The 26,406-nt window shown below is 62.9% G+C and carries 16 protein-coding genes; 9 read left to right on the top strand and 7 right to left on the bottom strand.

Translation table 11 applies throughout. The features are described from left to right. Nucleotides 1-160 precede the first annotated feature (160 nt). Complete coding sequence (locus ABZ842_RS11465) at nt 161-682, bottom strand: hypothetical protein (RefSeq protein WP_361535534.1); 522 nt, start codon at nt 680-682, stop codon at nt 161-163. Nucleotides 683-960: 278 nt separating this feature from the next. Between ABZ842_RS11465 and ABZ842_RS11460 the strand changes: the two genes are divergently transcribed. After that, nucleotides 961-1,728 carry an IclR family transcriptional regulator gene (locus tag ABZ842_RS11460; RefSeq protein WP_361535531.1) on the top strand — a complete coding sequence of 256 codons (768 nt, stop codon included), beginning with the start codon at nt 961-963 and terminating at the stop codon, nt 1,726-1,728. A gap of 24 nt (nt 1,729-1,752) precedes the next feature. Here the strand turns inward: ABZ842_RS11460 and ABZ842_RS11455 are convergent, their stop codons facing one another. Next, nucleotides 1,753-2,199 carry an NUDIX domain-containing protein gene (locus ABZ842_RS11455; protein WP_361535928.1) on the bottom strand — a complete coding sequence of 149 codons (447 nt, stop codon included), beginning with the start codon at nt 2,197-2,199 and terminating at the stop codon, nt 1,753-1,755. Nucleotides 2,200-3,351: 1,152 nt separating this feature from the next. Continuing rightward, complete coding sequence (locus ABZ842_RS11450; RefSeq protein ID WP_099280465.1) at nt 3,352-3,873, bottom strand: VUT family protein; 522 nt, start codon at nt 3,871-3,873, stop codon at nt 3,352-3,354. 554 nt (nt 3,874-4,427) lie between these two features. Here ABZ842_RS11450 and dpdE point away from each other — a divergent pair. The 8 genes from dpdE to dpdD are packed head-to-tail and all read left to right on the top strand — an operon-like array spanning nt 4,428 to nt 22,004. Next, the gene (gene dpdE / locus ABZ842_RS11445; RefSeq protein ID WP_361535527.1) at nt 4,428-7,709 is read left to right on the top strand and encodes a protein DpdE; all 3,282 of its coding nucleotides are present in this window, start codon (nt 4,428-4,430) and stop codon (nt 7,707-7,709) included. Continuing rightward, on the top strand, nt 7,702-10,305 hold the full coding sequence (gene dpdF, locus ABZ842_RS11440) for a protein DpdF (RefSeq protein WP_361535524.1): 2,604 nt from the start codon (nt 7,702-7,704) through the stop codon (nt 10,303-10,305). Before dpdE ends, dpdF begins: the two co-directional genes overlap by 8 nt. Continuing rightward, the gene (gene dpdG / locus ABZ842_RS11435) at nt 10,305-11,216 is read left to right on the top strand and encodes a protein DpdG (protein WP_361535521.1); all 912 of its coding nucleotides are present in this window, start codon (nt 10,305-10,307) and stop codon (nt 11,214-11,216) included. The genes dpdF and dpdG overlap by 1 nt, the downstream gene beginning before the upstream one ends. Next, entirely contained in the window at nt 11,209-14,280 is a 3,072-nt protein-coding gene (dpdH, locus tag ABZ842_RS11430) for a protein DpdH (protein WP_361535518.1), read from the top strand. The genes dpdG and dpdH overlap by 8 nt, the downstream gene beginning before the upstream one ends. Nucleotides 14,281-14,285: 5 nt before the next feature. After that, nucleotides 14,286-14,966 (top strand): hypothetical protein, encoded by a 681-nt coding sequence (locus tag ABZ842_RS11425; RefSeq protein WP_361535515.1) that lies wholly within the window; start codon nt 14,286-14,288, stop codon nt 14,964-14,966. Next, entirely contained in the window at nt 14,963-19,468 is a 4,506-nt protein-coding gene (gene dpdJ / locus ABZ842_RS11420) for a protein DpdJ (protein ID WP_361535512.1), read from the top strand. Before ABZ842_RS11425 ends, dpdJ begins: the two co-directional genes overlap by 4 nt. Further along, nucleotides 19,465-19,986 carry a phospholipase D-like domain-containing protein DpdK gene (gene dpdK / locus ABZ842_RS11415; protein ID WP_361535509.1) on the top strand — a complete coding sequence of 174 codons (522 nt, stop codon included), beginning with the start codon at nt 19,465-19,467 and terminating at the stop codon, nt 19,984-19,986. The genes dpdJ and dpdK overlap by 4 nt, the downstream gene beginning before the upstream one ends. After that, on the top strand, nt 19,983-22,004 hold the full coding sequence (gene dpdD, locus ABZ842_RS11410) for a protein DpdD (RefSeq protein ID WP_361535506.1): 2,022 nt from the start codon (nt 19,983-19,985) through the stop codon (nt 22,002-22,004). The genes dpdK and dpdD overlap by 4 nt, the downstream gene beginning before the upstream one ends. Before the next feature lie 56 nt (nt 22,005-22,060). On the opposite strand, the gene dbpB (ABZ842_RS11405) is transcribed toward dpdD, so the two are convergent. The 4 genes from dbpB (ABZ842_RS11405) to ABZ842_RS11390 are packed head-to-tail and all read right to left on the bottom strand — an operon-like array spanning nt 22,061 to nt 26,023. Beyond that, on the bottom strand, nt 22,061-23,158 hold the full coding sequence (gene dbpB / locus ABZ842_RS11405) for a DGQHR domain-containing protein DpdB (protein WP_359568372.1): 1,098 nt from the start codon (nt 23,156-23,158) through the stop codon (nt 22,061-22,063). Between the two features lie 47 nt (nt 23,159-23,205). Continuing rightward, complete coding sequence (gene dpdA / locus ABZ842_RS11400; protein ID WP_361535502.1) at nt 23,206-24,459, bottom strand: tRNA-guanine transglycosylase DpdA; 1,254 nt, start codon at nt 24,457-24,459, stop codon at nt 23,206-23,208. Next, the gene (dbpB, locus tag ABZ842_RS11395; protein ID WP_361535499.1) at nt 24,456-25,598 is read right to left on the bottom strand and encodes a DGQHR domain-containing protein DpdB; all 1,143 of its coding nucleotides are present in this window, start codon (nt 25,596-25,598) and stop codon (nt 24,456-24,458) included. The genes dpdA and dbpB (ABZ842_RS11395) overlap by 4 nt, the downstream gene beginning before the upstream one ends. Further along, nucleotides 25,595-26,023: a hypothetical protein gene (locus ABZ842_RS11390; protein ID WP_361535496.1), complete on the bottom strand. Its 429-nt coding sequence runs from the start codon at nt 26,021-26,023 to the stop codon at nt 25,595-25,597. Before ABZ842_RS11390 ends, dbpB (ABZ842_RS11395) begins: the two co-directional genes overlap by 4 nt. Between the last annotated feature and the right edge of the window lie 383 nt (nt 26,024-26,406).

Here is a 26,406-nt window from a genome sequence, read left to right as displayed (position 1 = left end):
CGCAGATGCCCTCTAGCGCCACCCGTGGGAGCGCTAGAGTGAACGTGCGCGACGGACCGGAACCCTGCTAGGAGAAGCGTCCGTTCGCGTGTTTGGCGGCCTCCCTCGACCGCTAATCGAGGGAGGCCTGCTTGTTGGGTGAGGGTCGTTCTCGGGTGGATCAAGCGGCCCTGGATGACAGCACGGCCCGGAACATTCCCGGTGCTACGTTTTCCACCTCGCCAAGTTGCTTCATACGGTTGAGGGTTTTTCCGACGGATGAGCGAACCGTCGCGTCCGCTCCCGGGCGCACCGCCGCCGCGATATCGGTGATGGACATTGCCTCTTGAGCAGCGCACAGGAGTGTGAGGATCGCATCGCGCATGCTTCCGTTACGCGGTGGCCCCAGGGCCCGAGTGCCAATCCCCGGGCGCGCATCTTCGGACGAAGGATCCTCGTCGGTGACAGACACTTCAGACGGACCCTCCCAGGAAGGCTGGGCGGTTTCCGCGTCCTCGCCAGTGTCCGGCGGCTCTTCCCGGACATCGGTGGATTCGGCGCCCTGGCACATCATCGCGTACACAGCTTCCAATGTCGCCAACTCGCCGCGCAGTGAAGTGATCAGCTCCTTCACAGCATGCCGGGCCTGGCCGATGTAGACACCCTTGTCTGACGCAGGTGCGCTGGTCCGGTATCCCGCCATGGCGAACTCCTAAGGAAGGTCGCTGCCAGTGTAGGGACGGCACACTGTGGCACGCACGCAGTTCCTGTGAGGCGCTATCAAACGGTCAACAGTGCGCTCAAGCCCGGCAAGTTCGGTCGGAGTTGGCGCAGGACTCAACCCGTCTTGGCACAGAGTTGACTCGCCGGGTTCGTGCGATGCCGCACCGGCACTGTGAGACGTGCCATCACAGAATCCTGGCGTGTGGATTCTGTCGAAGCTCCCGGTCTCCGGGAACGTTTGAGCGTTACGGTTCCTTCATGGTGGATGGCAAGCATCTGTCGGCGACAGAGGCCTTGGCGTCGGTGACGAAGGCCCTGGATGTTCTAGTCCTGGCGTATGACCGGGGGGAAATCGGTGTTACCGAAACCGCCCGGGAGCTCGGTATCTCACGTTCCACCGCACACCGCATCCTGGTCACCCTGCAGCGCACGGGTTTCCTGCGTCACGATCCTGGCCAGCGCGGATACTCAGCGGGTCCGCAGCTCGTACGCATGGGACTGGCCGCGATCGCCCAGCTGGACGTCCGACGACAGGCGCGCAGACCCCTGGAGGAGCTCTCCGAGAAGCTGCAGGAGACGGTGTGCCTGTACTCCCTGGATGCGGCGGTCGTCCGACTACTCGACGGAGTCGAGTGCCGGCATGTCCTGCGCGTCAGTGTTCCGCTCGGACAGGAACTCCCCGCCCACGTCACAGCGGCGGGCAAGGCCCTGCTCGCACTGCGCGACCCGGCAGATGTACGCGCGACACTCCCGGCCGCGCTCCCTGCCACGGCGGCAGGAAGTATCACTGAGTGGCCGCTGCTTGAGGTGGAGTTGGAGGAAGTCAGAGTCCGGGGATGGGCGGCAGACCTCGAGGAAAGCGCGCACGACCTGCACGGTGTAGGCGTGGCCATCCGCAACCGCATCGGGGAACCGCTCGCCGCGATCTCCGTGTACGCACCCGCCGTACGTCTGCGTGAACAGGACATGCCAGCGGTTGCCGCGGCCCTGCAGGAGACCGCCATTACGATCGCCAGGGCAGAGTGAGAGCGGGTGCCGAGGTGCGGGGGTTCAAGGCCCCAACGTGATCCGCCCGTCCGGGATCCATCCTTCCAGGTATCCCGTCAACAGCACATCCACATCTGGCAGATCGCACCGCGTGCACAGCTCCTGCCACTGCTCAGGCCCCGCCCAGCGTGTCGCTCCCCTCCAGGGCAGATGCTCCGGCGGAGCATCAGCCGCAGCGAGACGAAAGATGAACACGTGTGCCTCTCGACGGCTCCGACCTATGGGCACAGGTACCTGAGCCCAGCGGCATCCTTCAACAGTGCCCCCGCGCACCGGCATCGCGCCGACCGCATCGAGGAGTACGCGCACTGCCGCCTCACGGTAGGTTTCTGTGGCTCGGACGGATCCTGAAGGGAGCACCCATCGGGGAACAGTTCCAGGCAAGTCGTCTGCCACCAGAGCGAGCCGCCCGTCCGAGCTCAGCAACGCAACGAACACCACCCGCCGCATCCTGGGGGGCGGCACGGCAGGGAGCCCCGAACTCTCGGCAGCGACCAGGAAAAGAGGCACGGTCCGATCCTGACATGCGGCCGCTTAACCGGCCACTCGTGTCCTGGATCGACGCGAGTTTCATCTCGGAGCTCGATGCGACGAATATGGTCCGCGTCTGGGCAGCGGCCGGCCGCACGGCTACTGCAGCGACCGTTGCCTGCGAATTGTGCAACGACCTCCGGTGATGTCGCTGTTTACCGAATTAAGCCTCAGAGCGGCGTCCTCCAGTTTCATCTCCAGACGCTTGGTCTGCTGCCCCACCGTAACCACGAGTTCGATTTGGGGTCTCGCGTACAGAGGCGAACGAAGCCTCACTATCCCGGATGGCTCTGCTCGATCCGGCAACGCCGGCTCAGATCGGTCTTGTGTCCCGGAAGGCCGTTGAGGTGGGCAGGGCCGGCGAAGGCCGGGCTCGTGCCGACCCGCCGCTACAGATAGCGCGCGGCCCGGGCCGCGCCCGCGAGACACTGCAGCACTCCGCCTGTGCCTTAAATGGCCGCCCGAAGGCCGCGGGAGCAGGTACTCCCGCGGCCTGCCTCACGGTTCTACGGCCAAGGCCAGTGGCCCCAGCTCGCCGCCCCGAGCACCAGGGACGCAACTACTGCACCGGCCACAATCGCGGGCGAGATGTACACCGCGAAGACGGTGCGGCCGCCGACCAGCAGTTGTACGTTTGCGCGCCGTACATGGGCGGACGTCGACGACGGCGCCTCCGGGCCCCAGACGTCATCCGCGAGGCCATGCCCGGGTGGCTGCTGGCTGGAGCCTGTGCCATGGTGTGTACTCACCAGTTGTCCTTTCGCATGAGCACGGCCGCCGTCTCCCTGGCCGCCAAACCTGAAGAAGACGGTGGCACGCGACATTCGGTCCCCCCGGGTTCGAGAGGACACAAATGGGCCCCACCAGACCTAGGCATGGTGGGGCCCTCATTGATGACGCGACCGTATCGGAGGCGCCAGGAGCGAGGCAAGTTGACCCTGCGACTCGTGCCCTGGCGTCAATGGCCAGACATTCACGGGGAGTTGTACCGGTACTGCGCATGCACAGGTCAGTGCCACGCGAAGCCCACACCGGCACCCCCGATGACGTCACCAACGGTGCTGAGGGTGATCAGGCGTTCGCGCTCGCCTGCTTGCGGCGTCGAAGGAGGGCCAGCACGGCGATTGCAGCGAAGGTCATCCACGCCTTGCCGAGAATCTGGCCGGGCAGGTACTCGAAGGAACCGAAGGCCAACTTGAGGAAGAGGAGGCTGTCTGCGAGCAGGCCGACGGCGTTCGAGGCGAGCATCGCGATCAGCAGGCCGCGCTTCCGGAGAGGCTCGTAGACGACGAAGTCCATTGTCTCGGCCACCGCGAAGGCGGCAGCTGAGGCGCCAGCCAGCGCCGGGTCAGCAAGGAAGTACGACAGGATGGTGCCGACGGCTATGGCCGCGAGAACAGCACCACGGCCGGCGGACTCACGGGCGAGGTCCCGAAGTACCAAGGCGAGACCCACCATATAGACGCCGGCAGGGGCGGCGTAGCCGAAGCCGACGGGGACAGCTCCGAAGTGGGTGACGGCAAGGTTGGCGGCAGGGATGGTGGCGACGTAGGCGACGAGGGTCGCGATACCGGCAGGGGCGGGGACGTTCACGGTCTTCTTTCTGTTTCAGTGATGTGGTGGTTTGCGCCGATACCACGCCGTGGACGGACAGCGAGGCGAACGCCCAGACAGTACAACCCAGGCCACTGACATCGGCACGGCTCCTGGCCTTGGAGAGTCTGTCTGGGAATGAGTGCACTGCCGGCAGCATATGCAGACCAGGGCGGCATGAGTCGGCTACATGCGGGCGCACCTGGGAGCGCGCCTCGGGCATGCACTCGCAGGTCAGGCGGAGGTCGTTCCCCAGCGGTCGCGCGAGCGTCGTTGCTGTGCACGGCTCGCTGCGATGGCGGTGTCACCTCTGAGCAAGACGTTGTTTCAGCCGTAATCTGCGGCGCGATGCACTTAGCGAACCAACCCGATAGATCCACTTAGTACCCATTAGACGAGTATGCGGCGACCGTAGGGAGACGCCGCAGGGGCACCTACTCTCCAGTATCGAAAATACATGCGAATTCCCGATCTACTCCGTCGACTGCGTTGTCAGTGGATGCGCTTAAGCTCGTGCCAGTTGTTGAATCAGCAGGTGGGGGGCGAGCAGGCGGATGTCTTCGGGCTTCGCGGTTGGACACCTCGTCGAGTTCACGGGGGCTCCGGGCATCGGCCGGGTTGGCGCCATCGACGGCGAGATGCTGCGCGTCGACTTCTTCGAATCAGTAGCCGAGGAGGTCGTCCACTCTCAGCGTGTGCCGGCGAGGAGCTGCTGGCGTGCCAAGCTCGAAGCCGAAACGCGGGTCTACTGGCGCGAACCGAGCACCGGAGATTGGCTCGCGGGCCGGGTTACGGGGGAGCGTCTCCCGGAATACTTCATCCAGGTCCCCAACAAGAAGTGGAACGAGAGCGCGAACGAGTGCGATCTCCGAGTGCGCTGGGACCGCCCCGTTGGTGATCCCCTCCAAGTCCTCACGAGCGGTGGTAGCGAGTCGGGGTTCTTCCGCGACGCTCGGCTTCCCTTCCTGCGTGACCTCGTTGCCCAACGAGCTGCCTGCGCGAACATGGCTGCGCTGCTGTCCTCGGCTGCCGAGGTCTTCCCACATCAGATCCGCGCGGCAATGACGGTGCTCACTGATCCAGTGCAGCGATACCTCATCGCAGACGAAGTAGGCCTCGGGAAGACCATCGAGGCTGGTTTCGTCATCCGGCAGACTCTCCTGGACGATCCGCAGGCACGAATAACGGTCGTTGCCCCCGAGCCACTGCGGCGCCAGTGGGACAAGGAGCTCCGCAACAAGTTCTTCGTCGACGACTTTCCATCGGCCCGAATTGTGATCACGTCTCACGAGACGCCGGAGAAGTGGTCCGCGTACCACGACAGTGCACTTGTCGTCGTGGACGAAGCCCATGCACTGGTACAGAACGCCGACGAGGGCCTCTCGCCCTACCGGGAACTAGCCGCCCTGGCGCACTCCGCACCAAGGCTTCTGCTCCTGTCCGCGACCCCCGTGACTTCGCACTACACCACTCACCTCGGCCTGTTGCACCTGCTCGACCGCGACCTCTACAGCTGGGACGACCGCGAAGCTTTCGAGCACCGTTATGCCCTACGAGCCGTGTTGGCCGACAGCGTCTACGCCCTGGATGCCACATTCACCTTTCTGCTGAGGTCCACGCTCGACGACATCCGGCGGATCCTTCCCGATGACCCCCGATTTGAGCACCTTGCAAAGCGGATCGTCGAATGTCTCACTGAGGACGATGACCTCCGCGATGAAGTAGAACCCGATGAGCTCTCCCTGCGCGTAGAGGAGCTGCGGGGCCACATCAGCGAGACGTACCGTCTCCACCGCCGGGTGATCCGACACCGGCGCGATCAGGTGGAGAGGCCCGAAGACGATTCCGAAGAAGGCGAACCCTACGCTGTCCGCGGGCGGAAGCTCTCGGACGTCATCACCCTGCCGTCCACCTTCGACGCGGTCGAAGCCGCCCTTACGGAGTGGCGGATTGGCGTCTCGAGTTCCTTGCTCGATGCCGGGCTTGAAGATCAGACCACCGCGTACGCCCGCATCCTCGGTGTACTCACGTCCAGGACTGGTGGGCCTTTCGACGACTTCGCCGACGCCCTGCGCTGGCGGGTCCGCAGAGATGCCGAGGCGGCGCAACGAGCCGGTCTTAGTGCCCAGGAGCAGACCATGCTCGCCGCGCCCACTCTCATCCCTGCAGAGGTGGAAGCACTCGACGAGCTAGAGAGGCACCTCGGCGAAGCAGAGGGCAACCAGCCGCTCAAGGCGACGGTCAACGCCCTCGTCCCAATTCTGAATCGCGGTGGACGCATCGTTGTCTTCTGCGGCCCGGGACTGCTGGCGCACCAACTGGCAGCGCGCCTACGGCGGTTGTCTCGTACAGCCTGTGTTGTGGAGCACACCGCACAAGCCGGAGCGGTGGCTTCCGAGGATGCGGTCACGAAGTGGCGTACGGCGCCGGGCACGTCCGTCCTTGTCGCCGACCACACCGCCGAGGATGGGCTGAATCTTCAGGTCGCGAGTGCCGTCGTTCACATGCGTCTGCCGTGGAACCCCAACCAGCTCGAACAACGGATCGGGCGGGTTGACCGTTACCCCAGTGGCGAGTCCGTCAGCCATCTCGATGAAGCCAGCCAGTACGTAGTCAGCGTAAGCGCCGAGGATGAAGCCCTTGGTACGGCGTGGCTGAACCTGTTGCGTGACGGCTACGACGTCTTCTCGAGGTCCGTGTCGACACTGCAGGACGCCATCGCAGAAGGCCGCGACGCTGTCTGGAGCGACGCCCTACGAGATGGCCCGTCCGGGCTCGCGTCCTCTCAGCAACGAGTTCAAGACCAGCTCCGCGAAGCGCGCCAACAGATCGAGAAGATGGACATGCTCGAAGCCATCTACCTTGATGTCGATGGCCGAGACAGCATGGTCAAGAACCTCAGAGGGCTAGAACTGGAGTGGAGGGAGATCCAGCGCGGCGTCTTCCGGTACACAAGCGCAGGATCTGGTGGTATCAACATCCGCCACTACGAGCGCACAGCCGGCAAGAGCGTCTTCGACCTCGCAGGGTCACGGCCGCAGGTGCCGCCGCGGCTCTACGTGGCGCAGACCGCGGCGCTGGATCCTGCCATGGCCCAGGGGACGTTCAACCGGTCCAGAGCCCTGCGTGATCCTGGCACAAGGTTGTTCCGCATAGGCAACCCCTTCATCGACGCGCTCGCCGCGTTGAGCGACATCGACGAACGTGGCCAGGCCACTGCCTACCAGCGCGTGGACCCCGGCCACATGGGTGACCCGGAGCCCTACTTCGGCTTCGACTTCCTGGTTGAGGCCGACGTCTCCGTGGCGGCAGAGGTGATGGCCAACCGGGAAGAGGTGAAACGGGCGTTGCAGCGCCAGGCCGATCTCCTCCTTCCGCCGTTCACGCGCAGAGTGTGGGTGCGGGCTGGAAGCGCCGAGGCGCTGACGCTGGCCTCGGCGCTCGAATGGCTGAACAAGTCCTACGACAAAGAGTGCCAAAACCTGAGTGGCCAGCGGATTCGTGTCCTCATCGACGTCTTCGGTAACTGGTCGGAGTTCCGCCATGCTGCTGAGAACGCCGAGAAGGTCGCACGCGACGAACTCTTCCGCGTCACTGACCTGAAGGCACTCTGCGCCGAGGCCCAGGAACGCGGTCGCCGGCGACTCACCGTGACTCGGGCGCAGGCAGAGGCCCGCAGGGCTGCCGGTCGCCTCCTGCGTGAGGACGAAAGCCAACTGACAGACGTGAAGACCGCCGGTCTGCTCATCGACGGCCTCATGCAGCCCAGCGTACGGCTCATGTCTGCAACCTGCGTTCTCCGCGCTGGGAGAAAGGGGGCACAGGTAAGTGCGTGACAGTTGGATTGGTGCACAGCAACTCTTTGACACCTGGCCGTTCGTTGTCCCGACGCCGGAGGAGCCGGAGTACAGCGGCACATTGCGACGGCTCAAGGATGCCCTCGACGGCCTCGCTGAACAGACGGCCTCGTGGCGTGACGTGGCAGCATTGACACGGCAGATTCTTCTGGAAGCTCAGGCCAGCGGAAACACCTATGGTCTCTCAATTCCACCTGGCGCACCGCTGCCCATGCGAGAACAGTGGGAACAGATGCACTGCCATGCACTCCCGGACAGCCGTCGCGTCTTGGTCACAGCCCGGCCGTGGCATCCTGGCAGGGAAGATCAGAAAGCTGACGAAGCAGCCACGTACGACTTGGAGCAGGTCCACCTCGGGGAAAGCCTCCAACCACAGCTTGAGTTGGAGCCGTGTCCAGCTGACCCCTTCTGGATCCGTGCTCTCGGCAGCCGTTACGCCCAGTACAAGTCAATCGGGCAGCGGCAAGCTGCGCGCGCTGTGGCACTCGCAGAGCCTGGCAGCACTGTCATCGCTTGTTTGCCCACTGGCCACGGCAAGACCGCCCTCGTACAGGCTCCGGCTCTGCTCGCAAGTAACCGTATCGGCGTCACCTTGGTCGTAGTGCCGACTGTCGTGCTCGCGTTGGACATGGAACGTCGTGCCCAGGAGTTGCTGAACAGCCGCGGGCGACGAAGTCCCTCCGGCCGCTACGCTTACATCGGCGGCCTCGACGAGAACCTCAAGCAACAAATACGAGAAGATATCCGAACAGGTAAACAGCGGCTAGTCTTCACGAACCCTGAATCACTCGTTTCTGGACTTAAGTCTGCGCTGGAAGATGCTGCCGAGGCAGGTCACCTTCATTACTTCGTCATTGACGAGGCCCACCTCGTCGAGCAATGGGGCGAAGGCTTTCGACCTGAGTTCCAAACCATGTCCGTCCACCGTCGGACCTGGCTGAGCGCAGCACCACCCGGACGCGCACCCGTGACGGTCTGCATGAGCGCCACGCTCACCGAGCAGCAGGTAACCACGCTCGAGAAACTCTTCGCAGACCCCAAGCCAGCCGAGATCGTTTGGGGCGCCCAGGTGCGCCATGAACCCAGCTACTACATTGATGCCTTCACCGACGAGGAGCAGCGCACCGAGGCAATCTTTCGCGCCATCGACCGTCTACCGAAACCACTAGCTCTGTACGTGACAGAGCGGAAGGACGCCAAGGCGTGGCTTGACCGCCTACGCACAGCCGGCTTCGCACGAGTAGCTGACGTCGCAGGCTATTCCAGCCCCGACGAACGCCGAAGCGTAGTGGAAGGCTGGAGCGGCCGTTCCGCTTCCGGCCCTATCCCCACCCGGTACGACATCGTCGTAGGAACTTCAGCCTTCGGCCTGGGTGTAGACCTACCCGACGTCCGCAGTGTGGTGCACGCCTGCCTGCCCGAAACCGTCGACCGCTACTACCAGGAGGTAGGGCGCACAGGCCGGGACGGACGTCCGTCCGTGGCCTACCTGGCGTCCGCCCCCCGGGATGAGCCCGTTGCCGAGGGCATCAATCGGCAAGCAATCATCGGTGCAGACAAAGCGTGGTCGAGGTGGCGGTGGATGTGGACGCTCAGGGACAAGACATACCCACGTCAGCGTCACTACCTCGTCAACCTTGACTCCATCCCGGACAACGTCCACGACACCTCGGAGGCAAACCGCGACTGGAACATCCGCACCTTGAACCTCATGTTGCGCGCCGGGCTCATCGGTCTCCACGTTCCTGAGCCGCCCCAGCGACACGACGACGAACCACGCGCAGCCTTCCAGGAACGCCTCGACCGGTTCTACGAGGTGGCATCCACGCATGTGGACGTCACGCTCGAAGACACTCAGACCAACGACGAGGAGCACTTCCGGACTCGGTTCGAAGCGGAGCGCCGGCGCTCAATCACCGCGCAGCGACAAGCCCTATCCGATCTCCGCACCCTGCTACGCGGTGATCGATGCACAGGCGAGGTTCTCCGCACTTACTACCGGGTTCAGCAAGGTGGCGCCCCACTGCTGACGGGGGTGAATTGCCGAGGCTGCCCCAGTTGCAGAACGACAGGCCTTCCGCAGGAGAACGGCTTCTACAAGCTGGCCGGAGACCCTCATCCACTGGTTCCAGCCCCTAGGCGGACCAGCCGCGATCCACTCCGAAGCATGCGTGGCACCGCGTCCTGCCTCAGTTTGTGGTGGGGGACCGAGACGGACCGTCAGGTCAAGGTGCCTCGGCTGCTGGAGATGTTGGCCCTTCGTGGCATGAATGTGATTGGTGGGCCAGGGATCACCCCATCTCTAGCCGAAGCTCTTCAGGAGGATGTGGCACCGCGGCCGATCATCTGCGACACCGACGCGGATCTGCTCCGCTTCTACGAAGGCCCCATCGTCTGGGTTCTGGACGATGATCTGTCACCGATGGCCCGGGTGCTCAGGTCGCGGCTTGACTCACCAGATGTGGCCTACTTGATCCACGCGCGAAGTACGCCGGATCCGAGTCGCCCAGGCCTGGCCTTCGGTGCTCTTCATGCTCAAAGTTTCTCCGTACAGACCGCGTTGGAGTCGTTCTGATGGCCCTGATCAACGTGGACGCCTCGCGCCCCGACCCCATGTGGGCAGTCGTCCGTCTACTGGCCCATTCGAAGAAGCCGGTACCACTCAACGGCGCCCGCGCTCTGCTGAGTCCACCGACCCTCGCATCCGGTGACAAAGACGCGTCGGAGATGTTCAACAAAGCCGTCAAGACGCTGCGGGAGCTCGGGCTGCTCCACGTCGCCGAAGCCACCGGTGAGCTGACGCTCATGGGACCCGCTGAGCATCTCGACGGCCAAGACTGGGACGCATTCGCGGCTGCGCTGCGCAGCGCCGTCTTTGCACCTGAGCGCAACAGCGGCTTGGGGGACAACGATGAACAGAGGGAATCCCGAGACCTCACGCGTGCCCTGGCATGGTTCCTCACGCTCGATCCCATGGGCCCTGCTGTGGACTGGGACCAGGCGCAGGATCTCATGAAGGAGACCCCTCTCAGACCCGAGGCGGGACCGGCTGTCGTGAACGCCGAGCGATGGCGACAGTTCTGCGACTGGGCCCCCGCGCTAGGGCTCGCAGCACGACCACTCCTTGCCGGCGGAGGTGGCAGTCGATTGGTACCCGACTGCACCGCAGCGGTCAGATACGTCATGCAGTGCCTATGGGAGCCGGGCCGCCAGGTGAATGCCGTAACAGCCGTCCGAAGCGTCCGCGAGCACTTGCCGGTACTCTCCAGCGGCCAATACTCCCTGGCTCTCCACCTCCCCAACCCCGGTGACCGTGTAGCGGGCCCTGCTCTCTCCTTTGCGCTGCTCCGCGGTAACGACGAGGGCTGGCTGCGCCTAGAACTTGATTCCGATGCCGCATTGGTGCTGCAGGTGAGCGATCCAGAGCAGCCCTCGAGTCCTCGCTACGTAAGCGACATCACGATCCAGGAGGCCCCCAGTGCCTGACTTCCGCGGAAAGGCCTGCTGGGATCCCGCAACGGCCGCCAATACCATTAGCGTTGAAGCCATCTCGCCATCTGCGGCCGTGTTTCGGGCCACTCATGCGCCGTTGCGAATCCAGCGAGCGCGGCTCGACGGCCGGCAACTCGTGCTTGAGGGTCAGCCGGTCGACGAGGGGACGGTTCTTCACGACTTCTTGAATCATGAGTCCAACAGCGGTGCACTCCTTATGCCCATCGTGGGCGAGTCCGGGTCGGGAAAGTCTCACCTCGTCAGATGGGTCCGAGAGCACCTCGAACTGGTCGACGACGGGCGCCGTGATCGCGAGATCATCTACCTTGAGAAGCACAGAACAAGCCTCAAGGCAGTGGTGCAAAGCCTGATCGCCAAGGCAGATAGTGATGAACTGAAGCAACTCAAAGCGGAGATCGACAAATTTACCGCTGACATCGACGCATCAGTGCTGGCTCGGCGGCTGATCCACTCCCTCAACGAGACCCTCGTAGCCGAGACCGGCCGCGGCGTCTCGGGGCCGGCGCGGCAACTCTTCGGCCCTCATGGTCTCGGAGCACTACTTGACGATCCGCACGTCAGCGAATTCATGCTCCAGCCCGAGAAGTTTGTTCCACAACTGGCCACGTACCTCCTACGAGACCGCACCAAGGGTGACAAAGATCGCCCGCCGAAGTTCACAGTTGATGATCTCCCGCTAGACATCACAGATGTCAGCAAGGCTTCGGCGCTGGCCAAGAAGTGGGTACAGGTTCTCAGCGCCAAGGCCGAACTCCAGGAGATCGCGATCGACCTCCTGAACGAGCACTTGGAGACTGCGATCAATCGCAGCTTCAACCTCGGCATGGGCCGCTTGCTGGAAGCGATGACCCTTGTCCGCGAGGAGTACCACCGACAGGGCAAAGAGATTGTTCTCCTCATCGAAGACTTTGCTCTCATTCAGGGTGTGCAGAAGGACCTGCTGGACGCCGTTGTCGAAGCCGCTCACCGTGAGGGAGCGACACGACTAGCCCCCATCCGGACCCTTATGGCGGTAACAACTGGCTACTTCCGTGACTTGCCAGAGACCGCGCTCACCCGTGTACAAGCAAACCTGGGCTACGCGTATGACCTCGATGTTCCGTTCAGCGAAGAAGACACCGGTGAAGAAGCCATCGCTGCATTCGTTGGCCGCTACCTCAACGCAGCGCGCATCGGCAAGGATCAACTGGAACAGGTAGGCGGCGCCGAACCGCCGAACGCATGTGACACCTGCCCCCTGCAGCCCCGTTGCCACGACGCGTTTGGAGCATCAGCGGATGGATACGGGCTCTACCCCTTCAACCGCTCAGCCCTGACTCGCATGGTCCACTCCACCGCTTCGAAGGATGAACCCTGGGGGTTCGTCCCCCGAACGGTGCTCGGGAGTGTGGTACGGCCAATTCTCATTGAGCACGCTGGTTCACTGCGGCGCGGAGAGTTTCCCGATGCGGCCTTCTCCGAAAGCTTCCTTACGGCTGACATCGACACAACGCTTGACACAGCCGTGCGATCGTTCATCGATACCAATGATCGGGTGGCCGGCCCACGGCGACGGCTGATCCTTGAGTTCTGGGGCGACGCCGCTGCTCAGGGCATCGAAATCGATCCCACGGTGTTGGAGGCGTTTGCTCTCAACCCCCTGGCTGCGGGAGTCCAAGCCCCTCCGCAGCAGCCACAACGTGAGGCTGAGCCTTCCCCCCAACGGAGCGCCACGCCAGGCACTGCCAAGACGGAAGACAAGACTTATCGCCTGTCCGTTCAGCGGAGCCTTCAGAACATCGAGGAGTGGGTGACCCGCGGCGACGACCTCAAGCAGGATCACGCCCGAGCCATCCGCACAGTCATCGCAACAGCGGTAGCGGAGCGGTACCGCTGGAACGCGCCGCTCATGCAGGCGCAGAGCAACGTGAAGGAGAAGGGCTGGCCGAATAACGGCACCGTCGTCAGCATCGAAGGCTCTGCGGTTGCAGGCATCACAGGCGCTGATAGCGCGCCGATCCAGTTCAAGCGAAGTGCCACGAACAGCAGGTTCTTCCAGAGCTTGATCCGTGCGCAGAACGGGTTGGACCAGGTACGCGGTGAGGACATCCGCAGGCTCGCGACCCTCGCCGAGCGGCACGCCGGTGCGCTGGCATCCCGAATTCAATGCAACTTGGAGATCACGGACGACGGCCTTGTCCTTGCCCTACGAGCGTCCGTTCTGGGAGCCGTTCTTGCTGGTCGCTGCTGGCCTGGCATGAGCATCGAAGAGCTCCTGGCGGCAGCGGTGGACGACGGCGAAGCTTGGAAGGGTACCGGCGTCATGTCAAGGCCGGACCGGTGGACCGCCGCCCTCAACCAGCACCTGTCGGCGCGCAGTGCCCTGGTGAAACGTATTCGTACCGGGATCGGCATCTCGCAGGGCAGCAGAGGAGCCGTGGGCATGATCGATGCAGCCCGGGCAATCCCTCTGCTGGAAGAGGCAACAGCCACCTGGGCGTGGGAAACGCCAACGGGCAGCGTCCCAGAGTGGGCGAAGCCCGCAGTCAAACCATTCGCGTCATGGTCCACGCTGATCGACGGGCAAGTCACGGTGCTCAAGGACTGGCTGAGCGACATCCGAATGCGGCAACCCCGCAGCACCCCGGGGAACCACACCCTGGCCAGCATCAGAACTGCCGTCGACAGGGCAAGAGAGGTCAGTCTGTCGTTGCCCGCCCAACGAGCGCGTGAACTCGATGCTCTCCTCGAGCAGGCAGTTGCTGTGGAGTGGTCCACGATCTCCGCTCTGGAAGATGACCTGGCCCGGTGCTTCGACGACGATCGCCCTGAGGCGTCGCGTCTGATTGCGTGCATCCGCACGGCCGCCCAGGACCGAGGAGCTTCCATCGAAGTTATCCGGAACCTGCTTTGTGTCGCTGATGAGTGGCTTGATGAGGCACTGAAGGGTGCCGAGATGCGGGCTAGTTCTTCGGCCGCCAAGAGCGCAGCCGAGGGCGTGCAGGAAATCATTGCCGAATGGCATTCCCTGGCAGTCGAAGGGGCTGATCAACCGTGACTCGGATGTCAGTGTACGAGAAGGCAAAGCTGCTTGAGGATCACGCTTCACGCATCGCGGATGGTGAGGATTCACAGCGGCAGGCCACTCGTGTATCAAGCCGGTTGCTGGAACTCCGCTCTCAGCTCAACCAGCTTCGCTCGCAGTTGGCCGTCACGCAGGCCCTACAGTCCCGCGGCGCGGGACTCAACATCGACTTGTCCGGCATCGATGACGGCAGAGCTGGATTCGAACGCAGTCTGGGACCCAGCGGACTCCCCTCCAACCCGGTGTTCAACACGGCGAAGAAGAAGACACAGGCAGTAACCGATCGTCTCGCGGAAGAGAATCAATCCGCTTGGTCAGCCTGGACTGAGCAACTCCTCGCGGACCTGCCCCTTGCGCGAATCTCGATGCTCGTCGAACTCGAAACGGAGAAGCAGGCTTCCAAGCGACAACTTGAACTGGAGCGAATCGCCAGGGGCAAGGCTTCTAAAGAAGCCATCACCACATTCGCGACCACGTACGCCGGCCTAGCGGAACTCCTTCAAGACACTCAAGACCCGCCGGAAGCACTCGTCGACCTGCTAAATCGGCTACGCGAGCAACCTGGCCTGACGCTAAGCGACGTCACAGACGAAGAGATCGCACTCCTTCGCGAATGCCGGATGGACGCCCACATCACCCTGAAGAGGAAGGGTTCGTGAACCAGAGCATAGTAGGCCGGAAGTTCGCCAACGAACTCCTGAACCAACTTGAAGACCTTGAGTTGCCCCTCCTCATGTGGGGCATGACGGAAGGTGCACTCTCAGAGGATGACGTCCTCAACTGCATCGGGCAGTTCCTCGACGAATGCGACATTCCGCCAGTACTATCAGCCGTCGAGATCCTCCGCGAGCTGCAGGGCCGCGCGCTGCTCTTCAAGGCGCCCTGGCCTAGCGACGGATCAATCCGCTACCGCACTCGTTTTGCCGAAGCTCTGCGCTTGACCGCCGGACTGCGTCAACTCTTCCGCCCTCGCGGAGACTGGGCAGACGACACCCCCAACGGGTGGTGGCGGCAAGGGAAGCGACTCGTTGCTGACTACCGCCTACACGTTCGCTATCGCCGTTACCCTGATCGAGATATTCCAGGCTCCCAAGCACTCAAGGAGTTGCGTACCCTTCCCGGTTGGGGCGATCTCCAAGGCCGCGTTGCCCAGGACCAACTGGGCGGCAAGAACCTCGCTCGTTTTCAGTTGGAGGCAACGCAAGCCGTCTTCTCCTCACTCCAGGGCCAAAACCGTTCTAAGGGCATCATCGTCAGCGCCGGCACCGGTAGCGGCAAGACGCTGTCCTTCTACCTGCCCGCCTTCGCAGCCATAGCGGAGCACGCGACCAACAGGGTCCAGAAAAGGATCCACACTCTGGCTCTGTATCCGCGAACTGAGTTGTTGCGGGATCAGTTGCGCGATGCGATCGTCAATGCTCGCAGCGTTCAGAGCGCGCTCGTCAGCCAGGGGAAGAGGCCTCTGCGTCTCGGCGCACTCTACGGAGGCACCCCGAATCACGCCGACGATTGGCGACTTCAGCCCGGACGAGGTTCCGGCCGTTGGGCACGCGTAGGGGACGGCGCCGTGTGTCCCTTCCTTCCCTGTCCCAGCCCTGAGTGTGAAGACGGCGAGTTGATTTGGTCCGATAGGGACCGCGCTGAACGCGTTGAACGCCTCATATGCCGACGCTGCGGGGACGAAATCCCGGACGGCCAACTCGCCCTGACTCGCGAGTCCTTGAAGAAGAACCCGCCGCACCTGTTGTTCACCACTACGGAGATGCTGAACAACTGCAGCGCCGATGGCTACCTCGATAGCCTCCTGGGCTGGCGCGGGGGAAGCGTGCCGTCCCTGATGCTCCTCGATGAGGTGCACACCTACTCGGGAGTGCACGGGGCGCAGGTCGCCTACCTCCTACGCAGATGGAGGGACGCAGTAGGCAAACCCGTAACTTTCGTGGGCCTCAGCGCCACACTGCGCGACGCGAACCAGTTCTTCGCACAGTTGGTCGGCCTGCGCGAGAGTGACGTGGACTCCATTGCACCCGAAGATGCCACCATGGTGCGGGAAGGCCGCGAGTACGCGCTCGCGCTGCGAGGCGACCCAGTCTCGGGAGCCAGTCTCCTGTCCACGTCGATCCAGACTGCGATGCTCTGGGGCCGCGTACTCGACAACGGTGACGACGCCTTCCTCTACGGCTCGACCGGGTTCCTATTCACGGATGCCCTGGACGTCACCAACCGCTTCTACAAGTACCTCCGCGACGCCGAGGGCGACCAGGACCACCGCGGGCGCACGAATCGCCGGGGTGACGTGTTGGCCGGGTTGCGGTCACGTGCGCGCCCTGAGCCCGGGCCTCGCTACCTCGAGGGACAGAACTGGGAGCTCGTCGAGCGGATCGGACATGAACTTGACCCCGATCTCCGCATGCATCCCTTGATCATCGGGCGAACCTCATCGCAGGACGCGGGGGTTAACCGCAATGCGAACCTCACGATTGCTACGGCGTCGTTGGAGGTGGGCTTCAACGATCCCCGGGTTGGTCTCGTCCTTCAGCACAAGGCACCGCGGAATGCTGCTTCGTTCATCCAGCGCCGCGGCCGCGCTGGCCGAGAGCGCGGGACTCGGCCGCTGACCATCGTGGCCTTGTCGGACTACGGTCGCGACCGCCTGGCCTACCAGGGCTACGAAACGCTCTTTGCTCCGGAGGTCGCTGCTACGACCCTGCCGCTCAAGAACCGGTACGTCCTCAAGATCCAGGGAGCCCAGTCTCTTCTTGACTGGGCCGGGCGCAGGATGCGTGCCCAGGTCCGGCGCGGCGACGTGCGGAAGCTCCTGACGACCCCGGATGACCCGAAACTCTTGTCCGAGTACGAGAACGAGCGCCTCGGACTGATAAAAATCCTGCATCAACTGCTGACCGAGGAGCGTGTCCAGGACGAGTTTGCACGGCACCTCGTCAAGGCGTTGAAGGTCAGCGTTGACGACGCACAGGCCGTGTTGTGGGAACAGCCTCGCTCCCTCCTCCTGGCCGTCGTGCCCACGGCTCTTCGCCGGCTTCGCTCCCGTTGGGAACCTCTTGTCAACGACCCCGGCATGGGCAAGAAGGCCATGCTCCCCGAGTTCATCACCCGGACCCTGTTCGAGCCGCTGAACCTTCCTGAGGTCGATCTGGAACTCCCCTTCGACAACGGGGATGGATCCATCGAGCACATGCCCATCGGTAAGGCATTGACTGAAGCCGTGCCGGGACGGGTCAGCCGGCGCTTCGGGTACCTGGACGACACTCACCGCACGTGGCTCCCCATCCCCGACGACGACGGCAATGTGCTCAACCTGAGGGAAATCGTCACCGAAGGCAGGCTGGAGGGCACCTGGCAGCCTCATGGACATGATGGCGCCAACCTCGAAGTCGTCCGCCCCTTGAGCCTGGCGCTTTCCCAACCCGATCCCGACATCGTGGACCAGTCTCACGGCCAGCCGCAGTGGGGCACCCAGATCGTCGTGGAGGACGACGCGCCCCTCAGTGAGGGCACCGTGCCGAAGCCGTCCCCCTGGCAACGTCGCATTGACATGGTCAGCTTTGCGACCCACGCGGCCGGCAACCCTGTACAAGTGCGCCGCATGACGTTCGGCGCTGAGTGCAACGTCCGCCGGGAACGGCAGAACAGTCAAGCCCGCACTGTTCGATACGAACTCCGGGGACGACCGGCCGCACTCGGATTCGCCTTGGGCGTCGATGCCATCCGCTTCGCACTCAAGCCGCTCAACCTCGACGATCCAGCTGTCAGGGAGTACCTCACTACGCCTCAGTGGCGCTCTCTGGCCTTCTTGCACACGGTTCAGGATGATCCGGCCTTGGCCGAGATCTCCGACAGCTTCCAGAGGGAGCGCCTGGCCCAGATCTATCTGACCGCGTTCGCTCTGGCCGGACTCGACGGGAACCGCACGAACGCTGACGTCCGTGCGCTGCTGAAGAACGGTTCCTGGACTCACGATCTCTCCAAGGTCTTCCAAGTGCTCTACCGTGACTCCGACGTGACTGAGCAGGAGGTCGACGGTGATCGACTCGTGTCAGAGTTGATCAAGCTTGTCGCCAACGGCACGGTCATCACAGCTCTGGACAGGGCAGCAGAGCTGCTGATAGCAGAGGACATCTCAGCCGAGACCAGCCCGCTCGCGCGGCGCACATACCGCGACACGATGGCAGCTGCGATTCTCGCTGCTGCTCAACGCGCGTGCCCGAACGCACAGGATGGCGATCTCATCGTTGACACACTTCCCGGTGAGGGAGAGGACTCGCTCACCGAGGTGTGGCTCAGCGAAACGTCCGTGGGTGGGTTGGGGATCGTCGAGCAGTTGGTCGACTTCTACTCGAAGGATCCCCGGCAATTCTGGGGGCTTGTGACGAGCAGCCTCGCGCCAAGCGAATACGAGTACGTCGACGCCACGCTGACCCGGTTCCTCCGGCATGTCATCGACGAATCCAGCGGAACAGCTGCCCAGGCAATGGCGACACTCCGGGCCGGCAGTTCAGCCAAAGAAGCCGAGGACGCTCTGGACGTCCTTCGCGAGGCCTGGGCACGGCTCGACGGCCCGCCTCGGCATGCAGCTGTTGCTGCCCTGTCCACGCGGCTTCTGCGCCCGGGGTCTGGACCCGATACTGACGTCACCGCTCTCGTCCTTGTTGACGCATGGACGGAGTTGGAGCAACGTCTCCGGGTCGAGGTCGACGCTCGCGTAATCGCATACGCCGTAGGATCCGGCAAGCTCCAGTTGGAAGGCGCCCGGTCCCTGACCGCAGACCAGGTCTTCAGTCTTCTGTGGCCCCGTGGCCACCAGGCCCGCACTCAAGACCTGAAGCACTACCAGCCATACGCCGACGGCCCCGTCCTCGAGCGTCTGCTGGTCCAAGCCGCACACGATGACCGTATACCGGTGATCGACGTCACCAACCCCACCTGGGATAACGCCTACCGGCAGCAATTGACCGCGACCTCGGCTGTCGAGCTGGTTTGCCCAGCGGGAGACGCAACTCTGATGGCTCAAGCCTTGAAGCAGGTTCCGGTCACGCCCATCGACCGGGATGTGCTGCGCGTCTACGGGGAAGTCTGCGGCGTGGTCCGCCACCAGAACGAGATTCGAGTCAGGGTCGAATTGAGGGAGGCAGCCCAGTGAAATTCCAGGAACGAACCCTCCGCACTGGGCGGCACACCGCGATTCGCGTTGACACCATGCTGTCCGCGGCGCTGATTGCGGAGTTCACCGCACCCAGCGACCACCTGTGGTTGGTGTCCGCATGGATCACCGACGTCCAGGTCCTCGACAACAGCCACGGCGCCTACGACGCACTCTTTGGAGACACCCCTCCCGTGGGGTGCCGACTCTCAGACGCCGTGGCCCGCATTGCCCATGGTGGCGCACAGGTACACGTCGTGACCCGCGATGATCCCCACAACGAGGACTTTCTACGCCGCCTGATGAAGGCGGCATCAGGAAGGAAGCTTCACATCGTCTGTGACCCGGATATCCACGAGAAGACGCTGTGCGGGAATGACTGGATGCTGAGTGGATCGATGAACTTCACGATCCGAGGCATGGCCCGGAACGACGAAAAGATCACTTACCGGGCAGGCAGCGACGCTGCCGCTCAAGCACGCATTGACCTGGCCGAGCGGTGGGGGAACGGAGAATGAACCAGACCACGTCCTGGACCATTGATCGTATCCAGGCGTTCCTGCACAGGTTCTTCGGCGAGGGCAACGACGCGTGGCCCAAGATGGACCCCAAGCACTCGTGGACAGCGCGCACCGAGCCCTTCGTCAAGATCGCGCTGGGCGATAACGACGCGCCCATCGTTCTCCCTCGTTGGGTCGCCGAAAACCAGTCGTACTCGATGTACGCCATCGCACGTGACCCAACAGATGCCGGCAAGACAGCTGAACTCATTGAGGCATTTGCCGGGCCTACGTACATTTACTGCAACATGGAGCGCGGTGGCCTTCGTCCAACCCTCCTCGACCGGGACGATCCCGTGGAACGCGCCGTCATCGACCTGGCCGGCGAACGTTCCACTTTCCGGCTGTCAACCGGGGAGAGCGACAAGTATCGGCAGGGCCTGACTGATGCTCTGCTACTGATGCAGCAGACCTACCTGAGGCGTCCGCCAAGGCTGTGGCGCGTAGTAAAGCCAGTCGGGCGTCTCATCGCCGAGTTCGACGCGGCTCTCGCGGCCGGCGGCGAAGCTGCGTCGCTTGACCTCCTTGAGCAACTCGCTGCCGCGGGCGGGCTTACTGCGACGAATCTCGCGCATCTCAAGCTCAAGAGACTTGACCGTCTCGGAGCGAGTACCAAGGTGCTGCAGTTCCCCGCGCTCCAGGACGTGGCCCGGCAAGATCCTCCTGCGCCGGTGAAGGCAGCAATCCTGAACGCCGTGTACACCGTTGCTCTGGAGGAGCCACTCGCGGCTCGGAATCTGGAGGCGGCCAAGTCCAACCTCATCACCCACGGCAGGGCCGTCCCCGAGCTGCTCGCAGGCGACCCGCGGTCGTATGGACCGCAGGCCATGACGGTGCTCCTTCTGGCTTGCGTGATCCTCAAGAACGCAGAGGCCGCACGCCGGTTCGTGGCGGCTGCTGAGGACCTTGACCAGAATCCCGAGATCCCCACGCTTGTGTTGAACGAGGCCAATGCGCTCATTGCGCAGACTTCGGACGACCTTGATGCCTCCACGGTCGCGCAACCCGAGGAGTCGGCAGACACGGCCACTCCGATCAACGACTGGCCAGCCCTGTTCTTCGCGCTCGCCGAGGGCGACAGCGCGGCGAAGGACGCGCTGGATGAGGAACAGTGGACCCTGTGGCCCACTCCTGCAGAGCACGATGGGACCCTCGCCGAGTTCCTGGACGGGTTGAGCGACGGTGCCGCGCGAGAACTATGGCGCGCAGTAGGCTCGTTCATTGATGCCGTGGGCTACGACGACCCCGCACCCGAATGCGCCCACGCATTCATCCGCAACGCAGTGCTTTTCAACCGCTACAGCCCTGGCGACTTGGCGGCCTTGCAGGCGCTGATGGAGATCGCACTTCGCGCTGCTCCCTGTGCCGAGCAGTACGCGGAGATCCTCAGGGACATTGGTTCGGACACGGATCGGTGGGTTGCTCCCGAACGGGCCTCGGTTGTCTTGGACTTCGTCGACCGCTTGTTCCTTGCAGCGTGCCCTGATCCTGAGGCCCGCACGAGCCTGTGCTCGCAACTGCTCGGGCCTCTGTCTGCACACAGCCGCCGCCTCACTGAGGCAGACCTTGCCTTCGCGCGCCGGCTCTCTGAAGACCTAGGCATCAGCTTCTCCTGGGATGCTCCTGCTGGCGAAGACGGCAAGGAGAGCACGCCCGTCGAGTTCCCCTCGGCGACACTGCTGCTCTACTCACTGGACGAGGCAGTGCTCACCCGATGCCAGGAGGAACTGAAGCGGCTCGCTCCCGCTGTGAAGGTCTTGACTGCTTACGACCACGTAGGCACGCCGCAGCTGCGGCAGAAGGCCCGTACTGCGAATGTGATCGTTTTGGCCACGCGCTGCGCCAAGCACGCGGCCACCGGCTTCATTGATCAGAACAAGACGACAAAGCACGTCGGATATGCGAACGGGAGTGGCTCCGCATCACTCCTCCGCGCTGCGGTCGATGCGCTCCGCCTCGCAGCAGCAGAGTCCTAACAGAACGGCGGCCGCCCAGGACCGGGCGGCCGCCGCAGCAAGGCGCGAGCTATGGGCTATGCGCTGACTCGGGCTTGCAGATAGCTGCTGAGCAGCCGTACGTCCTTGGACGTATTCTGCAGGCTGTTCCAGTTGAGCTGATGGTCATCTCCGAAGTTCCATTTCCCCGAGGTCCAGGCCACGTGCTCTTCCAGCCCACGCAGAATGGCACGAACGTCATCCCAATCGACCTTGTCGACCGGGACATCCGCAGTGAGCCGGTCCATGACGAAGCCCATCGCCTGGATGCCCACCCCATGGGTCAGCCTGGACTCCTTCGGGGGCTTCCCCCACGCGTCGCGGAAGATGCTTGCCACTGGCGTCCAGAAGGCCAGCAGGTGGGCCAGCATCCGCTCTTCGTCCCCGGTGCCGTCGGTGGCGTTGCGGTATTGGTACAAGGCGCCCTCGTAGATGCTGTGCTCCAGCATCTTCAGAACGCTGTTGTCCTTGATGTCTCCGGTCGGAGATGTGGGACTGCTGATCCTTCCGCTGAAGGGACCGTCCCCCATATTCAAGTGGACCATGAGCCTCGCGGCGAGTGCCCTGCGCGCGAGAGAGCGCGGCAGCTGGCCAGTGGTCTCGGGCAGTAGCTCGTACACGAGTCCCTTGGGGAGCGGCTTGGTGGAGTTGACCAGGATGAACTGCGACCGCTGCTCTTCCTGCCCGGATGCGATGAAGCCCACGGCGGCGACAGGGAACTCAGCAAGGTCAGCGTCCCTGATGGCGGCGCTGCGCTGCTGTCCGTCCACGAGCCAGGCCGGCTTCTCGTCGTCGGCCAGTGACTCGTCGACCGGGATGATCAGCTCGCCCGGGATGGAGTACTTCACATCGCCGCCGCGGACCGCTGGTTCGAACCTCACCCGCTCGTCGAACGCGAGGACCACGGCGTTAGGGAGCATTGCTCCCTCGGACTCGAGGTAGCGGCGGATTGAGCGAATGTGGCTGAGGACCTCGGGCCGCTGGTACCCCTGCAACCGCTTCTGGTCATCACGGCGGATGCGCGATACGGCGGCGAAGTCATGCAGTTTCTTGCCGTCGACGGCGAAGCAGTAGATCTCCTTGGTGCCTTGGAGGATCTTGAGGGCGGGTAGCTTCAGCTCGTAGCGGTCGGCCACATCATCTCCTGTTGGGTTACTTTGGGTGTTATGCGCGTTCTGGGTGATTATGTGAACGACAGCTTGCGCATCTTTGCTTCGAGTACCGTCATGTTATGGAATCCGCGGCGCTTGTTACGCTCGGACCCACGGAATATGGCCATCTCGATCTTGTGTTCCCGGCAGAGGTCGCATGTGCAGTGCTTCCATGGCCTGTCAGTCAGCGTGGCGCCGTATCGCTTCAGTTGGTTGTCCAACTGCTTCAGCTTCTTGGCATCACCGAGGAGCACCTGGTAGCGGCGCAAGGCATCCAAGACCTCTGAGGCATCCACCAAATCCTTGTCGTAATCACGTAGCAGTTGAAGGCACTCTCGCTCGGCCTTGATTGCTTCGGATTGGGATACGACGCCGGCCAGGATCAGTCGCTTGAGAGCTGGATTTCCGTCGACCTGCGGAACGCGAATCGCCGTGTAGGCCGTGTCTGCGGTGTGATAGTTGTTGCGTTCATCCATAAAGGCCTGACGGAAGGCAGAAGTGCTATCGAAGCTTTCTACGTGGAATTTCGCGAATTCTTCCATGCTGTCGACGCGAGTGATTCCGAGGAGATGGAAGTCAACTCCTTCTGCGCGAACTTGTGCAATCCTCTTCAGGCACGCCACGATCTCGGGCGTCTTCAGTGGGACCATGCCGCCTAGGGCGATCCGCTTGTAGCCCATTTTCTGAAGTCGGGCAACGCTGTCGGCGTAGCTGTCCGGGCTCCAGCCCTGTGCTGCGCCGACCGGTTCGAGCTTGTCGTCTTCTTCGAGGATCTTGGAATTGCGTGATCTGACAGCAGCGATGAATTCTTCAGCCAACTCCAGCGAGATCTCACGTCGCTTTACCCATGCAGGGTTTGCATCCTCTTCGGCGAGTTCGGGATCATATCCGAAAATTACGTGGTCGATGCTGATTCCGGAGTTGAACTTGCAGCCGATATAGAAGTCGAGTACCTGATCAACCGTATAGGGTGGGCGCTCTTCGTCGATATAGTTGAAGGCTCCGCAGTCTCCCAGGCTTCTCATCGTCGTGGGAAGCCGGAAGAAATTCCGCACACCAAGCCGGTAGAGACGCTCACGCTGCGGTGCGCTGTACTTGCCCGCCCCCTTGACGGACCCGTCGACAATGGCCTTGCTGACCAGGATGCCGTCATAAGGTGCCGGCTTCACAGCCTGATGGGCGTAGAAATCGTCCCGTTGCCGGACGCGAAAAGGAGAATACTCGTCATTGAGGAAGTCATAACTTGGACTTACCTGGTCCTGGCTGTCCGGGAAGTAGAACCTCACGCTGCGCCCATCCTTGCCTTCTGGTAAACGCGAATCAGGTAATTTGACAAGATGTTGATGTGCTTTGTGATGTTCTCCAATTCGTTCCAGTTGTAGTTAATCTCTGGCCAGCGCCCCTTGGTCCAGCGGCAGTAGGGTTCGACCAGGGCCAATTCGGCCATGACCTTGCTGTAGGCCTCGTCCGAGTTGATGTCTACTTCAAACATCACTCGCTCCATGACGCGATCCATGAGCTGTCCCATTGACCGAATTCCGACGCCGTGCATCAATCGGCTCTTATTGGGAGAGATTCCCCAGGCGTCAGGAAAGGTGTCCCGCACGGCCGTCCAGTAGACGACGAGGATCTTGCGAATAGTGCTCGTATCGATGGTTCCGCTGGACAAGTCTTTGTATGGGAAGAGCACCCCAGAAGGCGACAATGACGCGGTGATCGCCTGAAGCAGGCTGTTGTCCTTAACGACAGTCTCAGATTTCCTGCTAGCTGTCGTCGACGCTTGTTTGATAAGGCCCTTAAAGGGTGAGTCGGCATCCTGGCTTAGTGCATTCACCAAGATCGCCGGAAGCTTTCGAGATGAGAGCTTGGTAGGAAGCTGAGTGTTCACTTCCGGCAGGAGTTCGGAGACCAGGTCGCTGGGAAGTGGCGACACTGTATTTACCCGCAAAAATTGCTCGCGCTGGACATGCAGATCTTCGGAAACGAAGCCAGCCACTGTGATAGGCAACTTGGTATTCCGGGTACGCGCAAGAGCCAGGCTCCGCTGCTGGCCATCAACGATCAGAGCCGGACGTGGAGCCTCCCGTGACTCTGGCAGTGGGATCTCAAGCATCCCGATGGTTGCAAGGCCGTCGCTCGGGTTCGGGCCGCGGCTTCCTCTGAAACGTACTGAGGATGGAAGTGCGAGGATGAGTCCGTTCGGAAACAGCACCTCGTCCCCGTTCAGATACTCCAAGATCTGCTTTACGTGCTGCTTCTTCTCGGGGCGCTGGTAGCCGAGGAGCTTTCCGGCCTCATCGCGTGAGATCCGCGCAACGTCGGCTACGAGGTCGACTTCTCCGGCTTCCAAGGCAAAAAGGTACAAGGGGATGTCGGGGTGCTGATTGATCCGCAGAGCTCTGCGTGTGATGAGGTTCTCGGTCACTGATCCCCCAAAGTTCGCTTGAACAAGGTGGCAAACCTGCTCTGTTCACATGCTCGGCCGCTGTCGCGCAAGATCCGCAACAGCCGCGTCCGTGAGACGCCCGGTTGAGCCCCCAGCTCCTGCCTGATGAAGGCGATGACCTCTGCATCGGTCATGGGCTGACGGTTGAGTTGTTCCGGTTTCGGAACAGCCGACGCCCATTCGTGCCAGGCGGAACTGGTGGTCTCAGAGGTCAGCCGACTGTCTTCGCAGTGCTGGAGCCAGGAAGCGGCCATGCGGACATTGAGGCTCGTGAGGGTTCCGCCGAGCGCGAGTCGCAGCCGTGCATCGGAGGCGACTCTTCGGATGCCGGGGATCTCTCCGACACCGCCTACCAGCAGCGCCTCGCTCGCAACGGCACCTAGAGCTCGGAGTTCGGCTTCCATGGCCTTCGCGTAGACCTCGGACAGAACCATCAAGATTGGACCGCTTTTTCCGAGTTCCTGCAATGTTGTGCGACTTTGTCCCTCTTGCAGGTGCTTCCACCACTGGGCGCTTCCATCCGCAGAGGTGGCTACCGAGTCAGCGTGTCGCGTGCTGAATGTCGCCGCGTATGCCGGGGCAGGCTCGGATGCTGGCCGAAGGCCGAGGCCGGCGGACGCGACCCATAGCCGTGCGTCGAAACCAGCCTTGGCGGCCGTAGCGATGAGGCGACGCGACTGTGTCCAGTGGTCGCCGCAGTAGAGCCTGTCGAGTGGAGTTGTAGTGGAGGCGTCCGCGACGCGCCCCTTCCAGATGGTCGAGCGTTCCTCCACGGCCCCAACTGGCA

The organism is Streptomyces sp. NPDC047315, assembly GCF_040643215.1.
GTDB lineage: Bacteria > Actinomycetota > Actinomycetes > Streptomycetales > Streptomycetaceae > Streptomyces.
The sequence above is the reverse complement of the archived record's forward strand: the minus strand, read 5'-3'. Positions and strand labels throughout refer to the sequence as shown.

What these genes read in the sequence shown, in the direction of transcription:
- ABZ842_RS11465 (WP_361535534.1), bottom strand. Translation starts at nt 682, where the DNA reads ATGGCGGGATACCGGACCAGCGCACCTGCGTCAGACAAGGGTGTCTAC.
- ABZ842_RS11460 (WP_361535531.1), top strand. Translation starts at nt 961, where the DNA reads ATGGTGGATGGCAAGCATCTGTCGGCGACAGAGGCCTTGGCGTCGGTG.
- ABZ842_RS11455 (WP_361535928.1), bottom strand. Translation starts at nt 2,199, where the DNA reads ATGCGGCGGGTGGTGTTCGTTGCGTTGCTGAGCTCGGACGGGCGGCTC.
- dpdE (WP_361535527.1), top strand. Translation starts at nt 4,428, where the DNA reads ATGTCTTCGGGCTTCGCGGTTGGACACCTCGTCGAGTTCACGGGGGCT.
- dpdG (WP_361535521.1), top strand. Translation starts at nt 10,305, where the DNA reads ATGGCCCTGATCAACGTGGACGCCTCGCGCCCCGACCCCATGTGGGCA.
- ABZ842_RS11425 (WP_361535515.1), top strand. Translation starts at nt 14,286, where the DNA reads ATGTCAGTGTACGAGAAGGCAAAGCTGCTTGAGGATCACGCTTCACGC.
- dpdD (WP_361535506.1), top strand. Translation starts at nt 19,983, where the DNA reads ATGAACCAGACCACGTCCTGGACCATTGATCGTATCCAGGCGTTCCTG.
- ABZ842_RS11390 (WP_361535496.1), bottom strand. Translation starts at nt 26,023, where the DNA reads ATGGAAGCCGAACTCCGAGCTCTAGGTGCCGTTGCGAGCGAGGCGCTG.